The following is a 15855-nucleotide window of genomic DNA, read 5'->3' as shown; positions in this document are numbered from 1 at the left end:
CACATCTGTCGAATCTGGAGGGGCGAATATGGGAGCCATCGAGGTTCCGGTCCTGATCGTGGGCGGCGGCGGATGCGGCCTGTCCGCCTCCGTGTTCCTGTCCGACCACGGCGTCGGTCATCTGCTGGTGGAACGGCACCCGGACACGTCGAGGGTCCCGAAGGCGCACTATCTCAACCAGCGCACGATGGAGATCTTCCGCACGCACGCGCTCGCCGACGACGTCTTCGCCGAGGCGGCACCGCTGGAGAAGTTCGGCAAGGTCCGCTGGCAGACCACACTCGCCGGCGACGGACCGCTGGACCGCCGTGTGATCCACGAGATGGACGCCTTCGGCGGCGGACACCTGCGCGAGATCTACCAGGCGGCCGGGCCGGTCCTGCCCGCCAAGCTGCCGCAGATGTGGCTGGAGCCGATCCTGCGCCGCCACGCCGAGGACCGCAATCCCGGCCGGATCCTCTTCCACCACGAACTCACCACCTTCCGCGACGAGGGCGACCGCGTCGTCGCCGAGATCCGCGACACCGAGACCGGCGAACTCACCACCGTCACCGCCCAGTACCTCATCGGCGCCGACGGCGGCCGCATGGTCGGCGCCGCGGCCGGCATCGAGATGCAGGGCCCGCCCGGCCTGATCAACACCACCACCGTGTACTTCTCCGCCGACCTCTCCGCGTGGTGGCAGGAAGGCACCCTCATCACCCACTTCCTGCACCCCACCGACCCCGAACTGTCCAGCAACCTCATCGAGATGGGCCCCAGCTGGGGCAAGAACTGCGAGCAGTGGGGCCTGCACTTCATGCCCGGCCCGCCCGGCCGGTGGGACAACGAGAGCGTCGTGCCCCGCATCCGCGAACTCCTCCAGATCCCCGACCTGGAGGTCACCGTGCACAAGGTGACCGACTGGATCGTGCACGCCCACCTCGCCGACCGCTACCGCGTCGGCCGCATCCTCATCGCCGGCGACGCCGCACACCGCCAGCCCCCCGCCGTCGGCCTGGGCCTGAACACCGGCATCCAGGACGCCCACAACCTCGCCTGGAAACTCGCCGCCGTCACCGGCGGCCACGCCACCGACGCCCTCCTGGACACCTACGAGTCCGAACGCCGCCCGGTGGGCCGCGAGAACGTCGACTGGGCCGTCTCCGCGGCCGTCCACCACCAGGCCGTCATCGACGCCGTCGGCGCCGGCCCCAACATCCCCGCAGGGCGCCGCACCCAGCGCCTCCAGTCCTACTTCGACCCCTCCCCGCTCGGCGACACCGTACGGGCCCGCGCCCTGGAGGTCTTCCACACCCACCGCGGCGGCTGCCAGTCCCTCGACATGGAGATCGGCTTCCACTACGAGGACGGCGCCCTCGTCACCGACGGCAGCGAGCCGCCCGCCCGCGTGCCCATGCGCAACGAGCACATCCCCACCTCCCGCCCCGGGCACCGTCTGCCGCACGCCTGGATCGAGCGCGACGGCCGCCGCGTCTCCACCCTGGACGTGACCGGCCTGACCGCGTTCACCCTCATCACCGGCCCCGGCGGCGCCGCCTGGGCCGAGGCGGCCGCCCGGATCGCCGAGAAGTACGCGGTGCGCGTCGACACCGTCACCATCGGCGCCGGCGCCGACTGGGCCGACCCCGACGGCGGCTGGGCCGCGGTGAGCGGCATCGGCGCCGACGGCGCCCTGCTCGTCCGCCCCGACCAGCACATCGCCTGGCGCACCACCGAAGCCGGCGGCGAGGACCCCGGACAGGCACTGGCGCAGGCCTTCGCCGCCGTCCTGGAACGCTGAACCACCCCCCGGCACAGCAGCACAGAACACAGCAGCACAGAGCACAGCAGCACAGAGCACAGAGCACAGAAAGAGGGGGCCGTGTCCGGATCCGGACACGGCCCCCTTCTTCGTGTGTGCGGTGCAATCAGACGCCGGCGGTCACCGGGGCCTTCTTCACCTGGGCCAGGACCTGGTCGGCGGCCGTGCGCGCGGACGCCATGCACACCCCGACCCCCACCCCGTCGTACAGGGCCCCGCACACCGCGAGGCCCGGCTGGGCGGCGACCGTCTCCCGGATCAGCCGCACCCGCGCCAGGTGGCCGACGGTGTACTGCGGCAGGGCGTCGGGCCAGCGGTTGACCCGGGACGCCACCGGCGGCCCGCTCACCCCGGTGGCCTCGGCCAGTTCGGCCGTCGCCAGCGCGATCAGGGCGGCGTCGTCGCGCTGAAGGAGGTGTTCCTCGCCGAGCCGGCCGATCGAGCAGCGCACGATGTCGACCTCGCCGGCCAGGTGCGGCCACTTCACCGTGGTGAACGTGACCTCCTTGACCGCCCTGCCCTCCACCGCGGGCACCCGGTAGGCGGCGTAGCCGCGGCCGGTGAGGCCGCCGGGGAACGCGGTGCGCGGGTAGGCCAGCGTCACCATCGCCACCCCGGAGTAGGGCACGTCGGTGAACGCGGCGACGGCCGCGCCCGTGCCGGGGACCTGGCGCAGCAGGGCGGCGGCGGGGGCGGCGGGCACGGCGACGACGACGGCGTCCGCGTCGATCCGCTCCCCGTCCGTGCCCGGTCCGACGATCAGCCGCCAGCCGTCCGCGGTGCGGGTCAGTTCCCGCACGGGGGCGTCGGTGCGTACGGCCGCGTCCGGCGCGGCGGCGAGGATCTCCCGTACCAGCACCGCGGGCAGGGAGCCGAACCCGCCGTCCAGGGTGGCGACCCGTACCGGCGGCGGCGCCTGGCCCGGGGCGAGTTCGGGGGTGAGGGTGGCGGCCGCGTCGGCGAGGGACACATGGTGGGCGGAGGCCTTGGCCAGCGGTGTCAGGGTCGCCTCGAACGACAGGTCCTCGGCCCGGCCGGAGAACACGCCGGCCAGGAACGGGTCGACGAGCCGGTCCACGACCTCCTTGCCGAGCCGGCCGCCGACGTAGGAGGCGACGGAGACGTCGCCGTCCTGGTCGAACGAGGGCAGCACCAGGTCCTGCCGGGCCCGCTCGACGCCCTCGGCGGAGACGACCCCCGAGCGGGCCAGGTCGTCCATGTCGCAGGGCACGCCCATGAACTGACGGTCCGGCTGCCTGAGGATGTCGCCGCGGCTCCAGATCGCGGACGCGGTGACGCCCGCCGGCATGATCTGCTCGCCGAGCCCGGCCTCGCCGATCAGCCCGGTGGTGCGGCGCCGGTTGGCGTAGAGGGACTCGGCGCCCTCGTCGACGGCGACGCCGGCCACCTCGGAGACCGACAGCTTTCCGCCGAGCCGGGCGGAGCCCTCCAGGACCGTCACCCGGACCGGCTCGTTGCGGAGCCGGAACGCGGCGGCCAGTCCCGCGATACCACCCCCGATGATGACCACATGGGGCTTTCCACTCACCTGATCCTGTTCGGTGCGAGCCATTCCACCCGATCCTTCGCGGTAGCTGTCGTAGAGGCGCGGTTGCCGCCCGTGCGGGGGCTGTCCCGGCACCGGGCATCCGGCGCCAGGACAGGTCCTGGCAGTCTCGCGGGGGGCACCGGCCCCCCGGTCGAGGGCGACTAGGGCGTGTTTCGAAGTCCCGTCGTCCGCTCGGCAGGCGGGGCTTTCGAGACACGCCCTAGAGGGCGTGTGCGTGCTGTGGGGTGCCGAACCAGCGGCGCAGGGCCTCGTCGAGGCCGGCGGTGGTGCCGGGGGAGGTCCAGGCGACATGGCCGTCCGGGCGCACCAGGACGGCGTCCGCGGCGTGGTCGAGGTCCCAGGCGGCGTCGACCACGGTGAGCCGGCCGCCGTACCCCCGGGCCGCCCCGGTGAGGGGGGTGGTGTCCTGGCCGGTGGTCAGGAGCAGGCCGGTCCCGGTGTGCAGGAGGTCGGCGACGCGGGTGCGGGTGCCGTCGGCGAGGGTCAGGGCGGTGTCCGGGGGCATCCGGCGGCCCAGCAGGGGGTGTGCGCCCGCGCCGAGGTCGTAGCGGATGCCGATGTTGCTCAGCATGCCCGCCATGTGGCCGGCCGCCCCCTCGTGGGCGAGCAGTTCGCCCACGATCTCGCGGACCGGGTCCATCTCCGCACCGCTCAGGCGCAGTTCGATGGCGGCGCGGGCGTTGCGCGCCAACTGCTCGCCCACCGGCCTGCGTTCACTGTCGTAGGTGTCCAGCAGGCCGTCGGGCGCCCACCCCTGGACGACCGCCGCCAGCTTCCAGCCCAGGTTCACCGCGTCCTGCACACCCACGCTCAGTCCCTGCGCCATGGCGGGCGGCTGCACGTGCGCGGCGTCCCCGGCGAGCAGGACCCGGCCGCGCCGGTAGGTGTCGGCGGCCCGTGAGGCGTCGGTGAAGCAGCTGATCCAGCGGCACTGCCCGTGGTGGAGGGACTCGCCGGTCAGCCGCTGCCAGGCGTCGGCGAGATCGGCGTAGGTGAGGGTGTCGCGTGCGCGCGGCCCGGTGCCGGCCTCGTGCACGACGAGCCGGGTGATGCCGCCCTCCAGGTCCATCGCCATGACCATGCTGCCGCCCGGCAGGTCCTCGCCGATGCGCCGCTTGCGGGTGCTGATACCGCTCACGTCGGCCGTCAGGAAGCCGCGCCGGCCCTCGGTGCCGGGGAAGCCGATACCGGCCAGCTTGCGGATGCGGCTGCGGCCGCCGTCGCAGCCCACCAGATAGGCGGCCCGCACCTCGCCCGGCCCGCCGGGACCCGTCACCTGCACGGTGACCGTGTCCTGCTCCTCGCGGTAGCCGGTCACCTCGTGGCCGCGCAGCACGGGCACTCCCAGCTCGCGCAGCCACTCCTGGAGCATCTGCTCGGTGCGGAACTGCGGGACGCCGCGGTGCCCGTAGTGGTCCTCGGCGAGGATCCGGTAGTCGACCGGCACCCCGCCGAAGTGGCTGTCGGCGGGCTCGGTCGCACCGAGCCGACCCAGCAGGCCCCGCTGGTCGAAACACTCCGCGGTGCGCTTGGTGAAACTCGCGCCGCGCGACTGCCGGGTCGGTTCGGCCAGCCGCTCGTGGACGGCCACGTCCACGCCCCGCAGCCGCAGTTCGCCCGCCAGCATGAGCCCGACCGGGCCCGCGCCGGCGACGACGACATCGACATCCCTGTCCGTGGGCATGTGTGCGCTCCTGTTCTGCCCGCTGCCGGCGGCGGTGTTCACCGGCCGGCCGGCTGCGGGACGCGTCCGGCGCCGAACCAGCGGCGCAGTGTGTCATCGAGGTCGGCGGCGGTGCCGGGGGAGGTCCAGGCGACATAGCCGTCCGGGCGTACCAGCACCGCGTCCGTGGCATGGGCGGTGGTGAAGTCGGCCTCGACCACGGTGAGCCGGTCGCCGTACCCCCGGGCCGCCCCGGTGAGGGCCGTGGTGTCCCGGCCGGTGGTCAGGAGCAGGCCGGCTCCGGTGTGCAGGAGGTCGGCGACGCGGGTGCGGGTGCCGTCGGCGAGGGTGAGGACCGTGCCGGGGGGCATACGGCGGCCCAGCAGGGGGTGTTCGCCGACGCCCAGGTCGTAGCGGATCCCCAGACCGCTGACGATCCCGGCGATCCGCTCGGCGGAGTCCGGGTGCGCGAGCAGCTCGCCCACCACCTCACGGACCGGGTCCATGGCCTCGTCGCCCAGATACAGCTGGGCCGCCGCCCGCGCGTCGCGCAGCAACTGCGCCCCCACCGGATGGCGTTCGGCGTGATACGTGTCCAGGAGCTCCTCGGGCGCCCGGCCGGTGACCACCGCCGCCAGCTTCCAGCCGAGGTTGGCCGCGTCCTGCACACCGGCACTGAGCCCCCACGCGGCCAGCGGCGGGATCTCGTGCGCCGCGTCCCCGGCCAGCAGGACCCGCCCGCTGCGCAACTGCCCGGCGAGGGCGGCGGAGTTGCCGCACGCCCACAGCCACTGCGGCCGCGCCCCCTCGATCGACTCACCGGTCAGCCGCTGCCAGGCGGCCGCGACCTCGGCGAACGTCAGCGCGCCCGGCACCGGCCGGGACGGCAGGTCCGGGTCGTGCACGACCACCCGGCAGCGGTCCTCACCCAGCGGGGTGCACACCACCATCCGCCCGCCCGGCAGCCGTTCACCGATCGGCCGCGGCCGCGGCCGCACCCCGGTGATCTCCGCGGTGTACATGCCGCGGGTGGGCTCGATGCGGGTGACGGGGATGCCGGCCAGCCGGCGCACCGTGCTGTCCGCGCCGTCGCAGCCCACCACATAGGCGGCCCGCCGCTCGCCGTCGCCGTCCGGGCCGGTGAAGGACACCACCACGCCGTCGCTGTCCTCGCGCAGCGCGCTCACCTCGTGGCCGCGCAGCACCGGCACACCGAGGTCGGCCAGCCAGTGGGCCAGCGCCTGTTCGGTGCGGGCCTGCGAGAGGCCCAGGATCCCGCTGTGGTCCTCGTCGAGGACGCTGAGATCGAAGCGGACCCCGCCGAAGTGGCCCATCGGGCCCCACCGCACCGCGCCGAGGCGGCCCAGCAGCCCGCGCTGGTCCAGCGATTCCGCGGCCCGCCGGTTGAAGCCCAGCGCCCGGGACTGCCCGGACGCGGCGGGCAGCCGGTCCAGGACCACCACATCGGCGCCGCCCAGGCCCAGTTCACCGGCCAGCAGCAGGCCGGCCGGTCCCGCGCCGACCACTATGACGTCACTAGTTCTCATCTTTGTCCCAGACCCCTGCGCTGCGGCAATAGTTGGCCATGGCGAAACTACTCAGGGCAATGTCCGGCCGCAACGAAAGAAATAGAGGAACGCTGTCACGGCGCGTTCGACCGAGGAATCGCGGTGATTGAACACCGGCGGTGAACACTTGAACGTGACGTCCGCACCGCCCCAATATCGTCGGGTGCCCCGGGTTTTTCCGTTCCCCGAAGGCAATGCGCAGACCCTCGATTGTTTTTGCGGCCGTGGAAAGGAAGCTGACGTGGCGGACGAGAAGATCGCACTTGTCACGGGCGCCAACAAGGGCATCGGGTTCGCCGTGGCCCGCGCGCTCGGCGAGCGGGGCGTCACCGTCGTCGTCGGCGCGCGCGACGAGGTCCTGGGCAAACAGGCCGCCGACGCGCTGGCCGCCGAGGGCATCACCGCGGGCACCCTGTGCCTGGACGTGACCGACCCCCACTGCGTGGCCGAGGCCGCCCGCGTCCTGGACCGGCGCCACGGACGCCTGGACATCCTGGTCAACAACGCCGGCACCGCGGGCTCCTTCACCGGCACCCCCGGCGAGGCGAGCGCCGCGGACCTGCGGGAGGTCTACGAGACCAACGTCTTCGGCGTGGTCACCGTGACCCACGCGATGCTGCCGCTGCTGCACCGCTCACCGGCCGCCCGCATCGTCAACCTCTCCAGCCACGTGGGCTCACTGACCCTGACCGCGCCCGGCGCCCCCCTGGCGGGCGTCAGCATGATCGCCTACCAGTCCTCCAAGACGGCCCTGAACGCGATCACCGCCGCCTACGCCAAGGACCTCGCCGGCACCCCGGTGAAGGTCAACGCCGCCCTGCCCGGCGTGGTCGCCACCGACATCAACCACCACCGCGGACACCGCACCCCCGCCGAGGGCGCCGAGATCGTGGTCCGCCTCGCCCTGCTCGACGACAGCGGCCCGACGGGCCAGTGCCTGGCGGACGACGGCCCCGTGCCCTGGTAACCCCGCCGCCCCGGCACCCCGTGCCCTGGTGACCCCCGCCGCCCGTGCCCCGGTCACACCACCCGGCACCCCGGCCCCCGGGCACCCCGCGGCCCGCAGACCCACCCGGCCGACACCCACCCCGCCCCCGGCAACACCCCGTGGCGGGCACAAGACTTGGAGACAGACAGTGGCGCTTGAAGGAACCATCCTGGTGCTGGGCGCAACCGGCCGCCAAGGCGGGGCCACCGCCCGTGAACTGCTGCGCCGCGGCCACACCGTGCACGCCCTGGTCCGCGACGACACCAAGCCCGCCGCCCGGGAACTCGCCGCGGCCGGCGCGGTCCTCGTGCGCGGCGACATGGACGACGAGGCGTCCCTGGACGCCGCCATGAGCGGCGTCCACGGCGTCTTCAGCGTCCAGACCTTCCGCGGCCCCGGCGGCGTCGACGCCGAGGAACGCCACGGCCGCAACGTCGCCGACGCCGCCGTACGCGCCCGCGTCGGCCACTTCGTGTACAGCTCCGTCGGCGGCGCGGACCGCGACACCCGCGTCCCGCACTTCGAGAGCAAACTCCGCATCGAGCAGTACCTGCACACCCTCGACCTGCCCACCACGGTGCTGCGGCCGGTGATGTTCCACGACATCCTCCTCGACATCGCCCCGCGCCCCTCGGGCGGCGAACTGGTCCTGGCCATGTGGCTGGACCCGGCGGTCGAGGTGCAGCTCATCGCGGCCGGCGACATCGGCGTGTTCGCCGCGGACGCCTTCGAGAACCCCGCAGCCTGGCTCGGCCGCACCGTCGAGATCGCCGGCGACAGCCTCACCGGCCCGCAGATGGCCGCCGCGTTCCAGGCCGCCGGCGGCATACCCACCCGCTACCAGCAGCTGCCGATCGGCCCGCTGCGCGAGGCCCGCCCCGACCTGGCCAACATGTTCGACTGGTTCGAGCGCGACGGGTTCCGCGCCGACCTCGACACCCTGCGCCGCGGCCGCGACCTGGTCACCCTGGAGAGCTGGCTGGCCGGCAACTGGACGGCCCCCGTCCCCGCCTGACCCCGCACGAGCGCCCCTTTCTAGGTGAACTCCGGTTGCCGGGTCCGGGTCCGCTTCAGCTCGAAGAACCCGTCGGTCCCGGCCACCGCGAGCACCCCGTCCCACAGCCGCAGCGCCGCCTCGCCGCGCGGCGACGGGGTCACCACCGGCCCGAAGAACGCCGCGTCGCCCACCGCGACGACCGGCGTGCCCACGTCCGAGCCGACCCGGCCGATCCCCTCGTGGTGCGAGGCCCGCACCGCCTCGTCGTACTCGGTGGAGCGGGCCGCGCCGGCCAGCGCCGGATCCAGGCCCGCCGCCGCCAGCGCCGCCGCGTACACGGCAGGCTCCTTGGGCGCCTGCTCCAGGTGGAAGCGGGTCCCGAGCTCGGTGTACAGCCGCCCCAGCACACCGGGGCCGTGACGCTGCTCGGCCGCCGCGCACACCCGCACCGGCTCCATCCGCAACGCCAGGTCGCGGTGCCAGCGTTCGGGCAGGTCCGAACGCCCCTCGTTGAGGACGGCCAGGCTCATCAGATGCCAGCGCACCTCCAGGGGCCGCTGGCGGGCCACCTCAAGGACCCAGCGCGAGGTCAGCCACGCCCACGGGCAGGTCGGGTCGAACCAGAAATCCACCGGGGTCTGGATGTCGTGCCGCAACGGAGGCCTCCTCGATATAGCCGGACCGCAACAATTTGACAAGAAGGCCCGGAATTCTGCTGGAGCGGCACTGGAAGTGGCCTGTTCAACCGCTCAAATTCCCCGGTTGAACAGGCGAATTACCGCGGATATCCGGCCGTGGTTGCGGCTGCGCGAAGCACCGACATATCTTCGGGAAACGCGAAGACTGAGGTGCTCTGAAAGGGATAGGCATGACTGTGTTGCCCGAGGTTCGTGACCAGTCCGACTCGTACGCGCTGCTCCGTCTCATTCAGGGTGCCGTGATCACCCAGGCGATCTCCGTCGCGGCCCGGCTCGGCATCGCCGACGTCCTGGCCGACGGACCGCTGCCCGTCGAGGACATCGCGGCCCGGGCCGGCTCCGACGCCGAAGCCACCCACCGGCTGCTGCGCGCCCTCACCGGACACCGGGTGTTCGCCGTCCGCCCCGACGGCCGCTACGAGAACACCCCGCTGTCCGACAAGCTCCGCGAGGGCGTCACCGACTCCCTGCGCGGCTTCGCCCTGCTGATGAACCACCCCACCCTGTGGGAGGAGTGGGGCCACCTGGACGCCACCGTGGAGAGCGGCGAGGCCAACCTGCCCAAGCTGCGCGGCATGGGCGCACTGGACTTCTTCCACTCCGACCCCGCCTACGCGGCCGTCTTCTTCCGCGCCTTCGGCGAACTGTCGGCGTCCGAGACCGAACCGATCCTCGCCGCCTACGACTTCAGCCCGTTCGCCACCGTCGTCGACGTGATCGCCGGCCGCGGCAACCTGCTGGCCGGCATCCTGCGCCAGGCCCCCGACACCAAGGGCATCCTGTACGACTCCGAGGTCGCCACCGTCGACTCCCCGGCCCTGTTCGAGGCGGCCGGCGTCGCCGACCGGCTCACCATCGCGCACGGCGGCTACCTCGGTGAACTGCCCGCCGGCGCCGACGCCTACGTCTTCAAGCACATCATCCACGACTTCTCCGAGGCCGACGCGGTCACCGCCCTGCGCAACGCGCGCGAGGCGATCGCCCCCGGCGGCAAGCTCCTCGTCATCGAGTACGTCCTGCCGGAGAACAACGAGGACCACCTCGGCCACACCATCGACCTGTGGCTGATGCTGATGCTCGGCGCCCGCGAACGCACCCTCGCCCAGTACACCGACCTGTTCGCCAAGGCCGGCTTCACCCTCACCCGGGCCGTGCCCACGACCGCGCCCCTGTCGGTCATCGAGGCGGTCCCCGCCTGACCCGGCCCGCCGGCCGCGGCCGGCCCCCGTCCACCTCATCCCCGCACACCGCACAGGAGAAGACCCTGATGGCCCCACGGATGGACAACCCCTCCCTGGTCGTTCCCGGCGCCCTACAGCCCCTGCTCGACCTGACCGAGGTCATCGGCAAGGTCGGCGTGCCGCAGACCACCCTCGACCTGGTGCGGCTGCGCGTCAGCGAGATCAACCGCCGCACCTATCTCTTCCCCGACGACCCGGCCCGGGCCGAGAAGCTCGACGGGCGCCTGCCCCGCGTCGCGCACTGGCGCACCGAGGACTGCTTCGACGACGCCGAACGCTCCGCGCTGGAGATGGCCGAGGCCATCACCCTGACCACCGACCCGGAGAACATGGCCTCCGACACCCTGTGGGAGGAGTCCTCCCAGCACTACACCGACGAGCAGCTCGGCGCGCTCGTCATGCACATCGGACTGGTCAACTTCTGGAACCGGGTCAACGTCGCCAACCGCGAGGAACCGGCGGCCTGGCGCTAGCGGACAAGGGGGGAAAGACATCGTGCAGCTCATCAACACCGGTCTGGGCAGGACCGGTACGACCTCACTGAAGGCGGCCCTGGACCGGCTGGGCCTGGGACCCTCCTTCCACATGTTCGACATCGTCGGCGACGCCCGCCGCCTCGAGCAGTGGGAACGGATCGTCTGCGACGGCGAAACCCCCGACTGGGCGGCCGTGTTCGACGGATACCGCTCCGCCGTGGACGGCCCCTGCGCCCTGTACTACCGGCAGCTCAGCCAGGCGTTTCCCGACGCGAAACTGATCCTCACCGTGCGCGACGCGGACAGCTGGTACCGCAGCACCCACGACACGCTCTACCAGTTCGCCCTGCGCGCCAAGGCCGACCCGCCCCCGCCCGGCAGCCCGCCGGCCCGTCTGCTGCGCATCACCTCCGCGATGGTCTGGGACGGCCTGTTCGGCGGCCGCTTCGCCGACAAGGACCACGCCATCGACGTCTACCACCGCCACAACGCCGAGGTCGTCGACGCCCTCGGCGCCGGCAACGTCCTCGTCTACGACGTGCGGCAGGGATGGGAGCCGCTGTGCGACTTCCTGGGCACCGACGTCCCCGCCGAGCCGTTCCCGCGCACCAACGACACCGCGTCCATGCGCCGCCGGGTCGCGGCCGCCGCCGCCGGCGCCCCGGCCGCGGGCTGAGCGCGAAGGAGCTGGAGGAGCCTGCTGTGCTGATAACCGAAATGACGGTGCCCGGCGCCTACCGCGTCGAGCCCGAACCGCTCAGCGACCGGCGCGGGCACTTCTTCGAGTCGGTGCGCGCCAGCGCCCTGCTGGCGGGCAGCGGCTGGGAGTTCGCCGTACGCCAGGTCAACTACTCGGTGTCCCGGCGGGGCACCCTGCGCGGCATCCACGGCACCAAGGTGCCGCCCGGCCAGGACAAGTTCGTCACCTGCGTGCGGGGCAGCGCCCTGGACATCGCCGTCGACCTGCGGGTGGGCTCACCCACCTTCGGGCACTACGACGTCACCTTGCAGAGCCCGGAGACCGGCACCGCCGTCTACCTGCCCGACGGGGTCGGCCACGCCTTCCTCGCCCTGAGCGACGACACCTGCATGAGCTACCTGTGCTCCCAGGAGTACGTACCGGGCACCATGATCGACGTCGACGCGCTCGACCCGGCGCTCGCCCTGCCCTGGGACCTCACGCAGGAGCCGATCCGCTCGGACAAGGACGCCGCCGCGCCCACCCTGGCCGAGGCGGCCGCCGCGGGACTGCTGCCCACCTGGGAGCAGTGCCCGCCGCGCCCCCTCGCCCTCTCCGCGCCTCACCCCGCCCGAGGACGCGCGGGGTGAGTCCCGGTCGCCGCGGCCTCCCCCCGGGCCGTGGCGACACCACGAACGGCAGCCGGCGTCCAGGACGCCGGCTGCCGTTTCGCCGTTCTCAGGGGCGGGCGTGGGACCGGATCGCGGCCATCAGCGTGGCCTGGCGCACCAGGTCCTCGCGGTGCACCGCCCGCGCCGCGGGATCACGCACCGCCTCGTGGAAGGCGTCGAACACACCGAGGAACTGGTCGGCGGCCGGCGCGAGCATGCTCGTCTCCCGGTCCTTTTGCTGCAACCGCAGCACCGGGCGGGCACTGTGCGAGGGCGTGAACGCCCACTCCAGGACCAGCCGCCCCGCGCTGCCCCACACCTCGTACGTCGAGCGGTAGCCGTGCGACAGCCCGAAGGAGCAGTGCGCGCTCACCCCGTCGCCGTCCTGGAGCAGCGCCGACCCGGACACGTCGACGCCCAGCGCGGGGTCGAAGGTGAGCCCCGCGCCCAGGACCCGGGCATCGGGCGCGAGATAGGCCTGGGCGGCACGCACCGGATAGCAGCCGACCTCCCACAGGGCGCCGCCGCCGAGGTCCGCCTGGTACTTGATGCCGCCGGGGTCGGTCGGCGGGATCCCGAACGAGCCGTTGTAGGCGCGCAGTCGCCCGATCGCCCCGTCGGCGATCAGCGCCTGCGCCTGCGCGTGCTGGGGGTGGCGCAAGAACGCGAAGTTCTCCATCAGGGCCAGCCCGCGCGCCTGGGCCAGCGCCACCAGCTGCCGGGCGCTGTCCTCGCTGGACACGGCCGGCTTCTCGATCAGGACGTGCTTGCCCGCCTCCAGCGCGCGGCGCGCCCACACGGCGTGCTCGCTGTTGGGCAGCGGGATGTAGACCGCGTCGACGCCGGGCTGCTCCAGCAGCCGCTTGTAGCCCTCGACGGCCGTGGCACCGTCGGCCGCGGCGACGCGCGCGGCCTTCTCGTGGGAGCGGCTCGCGACGGCGGCCAGCTTGAAGGGGGAGCGCCGGATCGCCGGGAGGGCACGGCGCACCGCGATGTCGGCGCATCCCATGATGCCGATACCGGCCCTCTGCTCATATTCGAGTTCGGGCTTCAGAGCTTCGATTTTCACAGGTCCACCTAAACGACGATCGGAATTCGGGTGCCTGAACCGGTATACCGTCAGCCTGAGTAGGCGGACCCGTCCCTGTCAACAATGCGGCTATTCACGAAGGCCGGGCCCGGAAGAAACTTTCGGCCGCATGCCGTACGCGGATAAAGTGCCGGCATGCCCACATGGGCACCATGTCACTGAGGAGGCGCCACGGTGAAGGGCATCATCCTGGCCGGCGGCAATGGCACGAGGCTCCATCCGATCACCCTCGGAGTCTCGAAGCAAATGCTCCCGGTCTACGACAAGCCGATGATTTACTACCCGCTGTCCGCGCTCATGCTGGCCGGGATCACCGAAATAGAGATCATCACCACCCCCGACGACGCGGACATGTTCCGCCGGCTGCTCGGTGACGGTTCCTGGCTCGGGATCTCGCTGACCTACGCGGAGCAGGACAAGCCCCGCGGGCTCGCGGACGCGTTCCTGGTCTCCGAGGACCACATCGGCGACGACTCCGTCGCCCTGGTGCTGGGCGACAACATCTTCCACGGCTACGAGTTCGGGCCCATGGTCCAGCGGGCCGCGCAGGACATCCACGGCTGTGTCCTGTTCGGCTACCCGGTCCGTGACCCCGAGCGCTACGGCGTGGGCACCCTCGACGGACAGGGCCGGCTGATCGCCCTGGAGGAGAAGCCCGCCCGCCCGGCCACCAACCTCGCCGTCACCGGCCTGTACCTCTACGACAACCAGGTCGTGGACATCGCCCGCCACCTGGCGCCCTCCGAGCGCGGCGAGCTGGAGATCACCGACCTCAACCGGGTCTACCTGGAACGCGGCGAGGCCCGGCTGATCCCGCTGGGCCGCGGCTTCGTGTGGCTGGACACCGGAACCCACGACGCGCTCATGGAGGCGGGCGACTACGTCCAGGTCCTGGAACACCGCCAGGGCGTGCGCATCGCCTGCCTGGAGGAGATCGCCTGGCGCATGGGCTACATCGACCAGGACGCCTGCTACCGGCTCGGCAGCCGCCTGTCGAACTCCGCCTACGGCCGCTACGTCATGGAGATGGCCCAGGCCGGCTGACCCCCGCACCCGCCACCACCCTCCCCGCACTGCCGCCGGCCTCTCCCCGCGGTGCCGTGCCCTTGTCGTGCCGTGCCCTTGTCGTGCCGTGCCCCGCGCCCGTCCGGGCGTCCTTCCACCGGAAGAAGAGCGATAGCTATGAAGATCCTGTTCACCGTCGGCGGCAGCCAGGCGGCCGTCTTCGGCGTCGCCCCCCTCGCCGCGGCGGCCCGCAACGCCGGCCACCAGATCCTGCTCGCCGCCGACCAGCCCCTGATGGCGGCGGCACAGTCGGTGGGCCTGCCCGCCGTCTGCATCACCCCCGAGCGGATGCGCTACGGCCAGGACGCGATGACCGCGACCACCCGCATCGACGCCCTCCTGGAACTGGCCGGGCAGTGGGCGCCCGACCTGGTCGTCGGCGGCCTCTCGCACGTCCCGCGGGTCCTCGCCGCCCGGCTGAAGGTCCCCTACGTCCGGCACATCTGGCACATCGCCCCGATGGCCCGCCGCGACCGCACCGCCATCGCCGAACTCCAGCCCCAGCTGGAGCGCCTGGGCCTGACCGAGCTGCCCGACCCGGACCTGTTCATCGACCTGTGCCCGCCCGCGCTGCGCCCGCCCGGCGCCCCCGCCGCCCGCTCGATGCGCTGGGTGCCCCGGGTCAGCCAGCGCGCCGTCGAGCCGTGGATGTACACCCGCCCCGACGGCGCGCGCCGGGTCCTGATCACCGCCGGCACCCGCAACCTCGTCCTCGACACCCCGGGCAGCTCACTGCGGCGCGTCGTGGACGAACTGACCGGCTCCGGCGCCGAGGTGCTGATCGCGGCGCTGCCCGAGGCCGCGGAGAAGCTCGGCGACCAGCTGGGCGACGTACGCATCGGCTGGATCCCGCTGGACGTGGTCGCCCCCACCCTGGACCTCGCGATCCACCACGGCGGCGCGACCACCGCGATGACCCTGATCAACGCCGGCGTGCCGCAGGCGATCATCCCCGACAACGGCTACGGCAAGGCGGTCGCCGAGGCCGTCAGCGGCTTCGGCGCCGCGATCCTGGTCGACCGCCACCGGCCGCGGCCCGGCACCGACCCCGAGGAGGCCACGGCGGACGCCTGCCGCGCGATCCTCGCCGACGACCGCTACGCGCAGCGCAGCCGGATCCTCGCCGCGCAGAGCGCCGTCCTGCCCACCCCGGACGAGGTGCTGCGCGACATCGAGGCCCTCGCGGCCTGACGGCCACCACAGCGCGGACAGCGGACAGACGGGCGGGGGGGCGGCGGGGCCCCCCCCCCCCCGGCGCCCCCCCCCCCCCGGGGGGGGGGGGGGTGTTTTGTGTGCCACACCCCCGGGGGCCGGACGCGGCCGACAGAAGGTCCGCGGCCGCGGG

14 protein-coding genes are annotated in these 15855 nt (G+C 73.0%); 9 read left to right on the top strand and 5 right to left on the bottom strand.

The window, feature by feature from the left end; genetic code table 11:
- Positions 1-28 precede the first annotated feature (28 nt).
- On the top strand, positions 29-1783 hold the full coding sequence (locus ACIQAC_RS35410) for an FAD-dependent monooxygenase (RefSeq protein WP_402198619.1): 1755 nt from the start codon (positions 29-31) through the stop codon (positions 1781-1783).
- A 127-nt stretch (positions 1784-1910) separates the two neighbouring features.
- Here ACIQAC_RS35410 and hemG read toward each other — a convergent pair whose 3' ends face one another.
- The 3 genes from hemG to ACIQAC_RS35395 form a co-directional block, all read right to left on the bottom strand.
- Positions 1911-3377 carry a protoporphyrinogen oxidase gene (gene hemG, locus ACIQAC_RS35405; protein WP_402198616.1) on the bottom strand — a complete coding sequence of 489 codons (1467 nt, stop codon included), beginning with the start codon at positions 3375-3377 and terminating at the stop codon, positions 1911-1913.
- Between the two features lie 196 nt (positions 3378-3573).
- Positions 3574-5058 carry an FAD-dependent monooxygenase gene (locus ACIQAC_RS35400; RefSeq protein WP_402198614.1) on the bottom strand — a complete coding sequence of 495 codons (1485 nt, stop codon included), beginning with the start codon at positions 5056-5058 and terminating at the stop codon, positions 3574-3576.
- Between the two features lie 38 nt (positions 5059-5096).
- Positions 5097-6584: an FAD-dependent monooxygenase gene (locus ACIQAC_RS35395; RefSeq protein ID WP_402198612.1), complete on the bottom strand. Its 1488-nt coding sequence runs from the start codon at positions 6582-6584 to the stop codon at positions 5097-5099.
- Positions 6585-6846: 262 nt separating this feature from the next.
- Here ACIQAC_RS35395 and ACIQAC_RS35390 point away from each other — a divergent pair, with 262 nt between their 5' ends.
- Positions 6847-7572, top strand: coding sequence for an SDR family oxidoreductase (locus ACIQAC_RS35390; RefSeq protein WP_402198609.1), 726 nt, complete (start codon positions 6847-6849; stop codon positions 7570-7572).
- Between the two features lie 193 nt (positions 7573-7765).
- Positions 7766-8608 (top strand): NmrA/HSCARG family protein, encoded by an 843-nt coding sequence (locus ACIQAC_RS35385; RefSeq protein ID WP_402198607.1) that lies wholly within the window; start codon positions 7766-7768, stop codon positions 8606-8608.
- A gap of 20 nt (positions 8609-8628) precedes the next feature.
- On the opposite strand, the gene ACIQAC_RS35380 is transcribed toward ACIQAC_RS35385, so the two are convergent.
- Entirely contained in the window at positions 8629-9246 is a 618-nt protein-coding gene (locus ACIQAC_RS35380; RefSeq protein ID WP_402198604.1) for a DsbA family protein, read from the bottom strand.
- Positions 9247-9458: 212 nt separating this feature from the next.
- Here ACIQAC_RS35380 and ACIQAC_RS35375 point away from each other — a divergent pair, with 212 nt between their 5' ends.
- The 4 genes from ACIQAC_RS35375 (at position 9459) to ACIQAC_RS35360 (ending at position 12334) form a co-directional block, all read left to right on the top strand.
- The gene (locus ACIQAC_RS35375) at positions 9459-10487 is read left to right on the top strand and encodes a methyltransferase (RefSeq protein WP_402198602.1); all 1029 of its coding nucleotides are present in this window, start codon (positions 9459-9461) and stop codon (positions 10485-10487) included.
- A 68-nt stretch (positions 10488-10555) separates the two neighbouring features.
- Positions 10556-11002, top strand: a complete 447-nt coding sequence (locus tag ACIQAC_RS35370) for a carboxymuconolactone decarboxylase family protein (RefSeq protein ID WP_402198599.1) — start codon at positions 10556-10558, stop codon at positions 11000-11002.
- Positions 11003-11024: 22 nt separating this feature from the next.
- Positions 11025-11681, top strand: a complete 657-nt coding sequence (locus ACIQAC_RS35365) for a sulfotransferase family protein (protein ID WP_402198597.1) — start codon at positions 11025-11027, stop codon at positions 11679-11681.
- Positions 11682-11707: 26 nt separating this feature from the next.
- A complete protein-coding gene (locus tag ACIQAC_RS35360; RefSeq protein ID WP_402198595.1) occupies positions 11708-12334 on the top strand; it encodes a dTDP-4-dehydrorhamnose 3,5-epimerase family protein in 627 nt (208 codons plus the stop codon).
- An 88-nt stretch (positions 12335-12422) separates the two neighbouring features.
- Here ACIQAC_RS35360 and ACIQAC_RS35355 read toward each other — a convergent pair whose 3' ends face one another.
- Positions 12423-13424 carry a Gfo/Idh/MocA family protein gene (locus ACIQAC_RS35355; RefSeq protein WP_402198592.1) on the bottom strand — a complete coding sequence of 334 codons (1002 nt, stop codon included), beginning with the start codon at positions 13422-13424 and terminating at the stop codon, positions 12423-12425.
- 195 nt (positions 13425-13619) lie between these two features.
- Here ACIQAC_RS35355 and rfbA point away from each other — a divergent pair, with 195 nt between their 5' ends.
- Both rfbA and ACIQAC_RS35345 read left to right on the top strand, forming a co-directional pair.
- Positions 13620-14489: a glucose-1-phosphate thymidylyltransferase RfbA gene (gene rfbA / locus ACIQAC_RS35350; RefSeq protein ID WP_402198589.1), complete on the top strand. Its 870-nt coding sequence runs from the start codon at positions 13620-13622 to the stop codon at positions 14487-14489.
- 138 nt (positions 14490-14627) lie between these two features.
- Positions 14628-15701, top strand: coding sequence for a glycosyltransferase (locus ACIQAC_RS35345; protein ID WP_402198587.1), 1074 nt, complete (start codon positions 14628-14630; stop codon positions 15699-15701).
- Positions 15702-15855: the final 154 nt, after the last annotated feature.

The sequence above is a fragment of the Streptomyces sp. NPDC088387 genome (assembly GCF_044753385.1).
Taxonomy (GTDB): domain Bacteria; phylum Actinomycetota; class Actinomycetes; order Streptomycetales; family Streptomycetaceae; genus Streptomyces.
Note: the sequence above shows the minus strand (reverse complement) of the source record. Positions and strands in the feature narration are given on the sequence as shown.

Coding starts and splice junctions, on each gene's coding strand:
- ACIQAC_RS35410 (WP_402198619.1), top strand. CDS start 29: ATGGGAGCCATCGAGGTTCCGGTCCTGATCGTGGGCGGCGGCGGATGC.
- hemG (WP_402198616.1), bottom strand. CDS start 3,377: ATGGCTCGCACCGAACAGGATCAGGTGAGTGGAAAGCCCCATGTGGTC.
- ACIQAC_RS35400 (WP_402198614.1), bottom strand. CDS start 5,058: ATGCCCACGGACAGGGATGTCGATGTCGTCGTCGCCGGCGCGGGCCCG.
- ACIQAC_RS35395 (WP_402198612.1), bottom strand. CDS start 6,584: ATGAGAACTAGTGACGTCATAGTGGTCGGCGCGGGACCGGCCGGCCTG.
- ACIQAC_RS35375 (WP_402198602.1), top strand. CDS start 9,459: ATGACTGTGTTGCCCGAGGTTCGTGACCAGTCCGACTCGTACGCGCTG.
- ACIQAC_RS35370 (WP_402198599.1), top strand. CDS start 10,556: ATGGCCCCACGGATGGACAACCCCTCCCTGGTCGTTCCCGGCGCCCTA.
- ACIQAC_RS35345 (WP_402198587.1), top strand. CDS start 14,628: ATGAAGATCCTGTTCACCGTCGGCGGCAGCCAGGCGGCCGTCTTCGGC.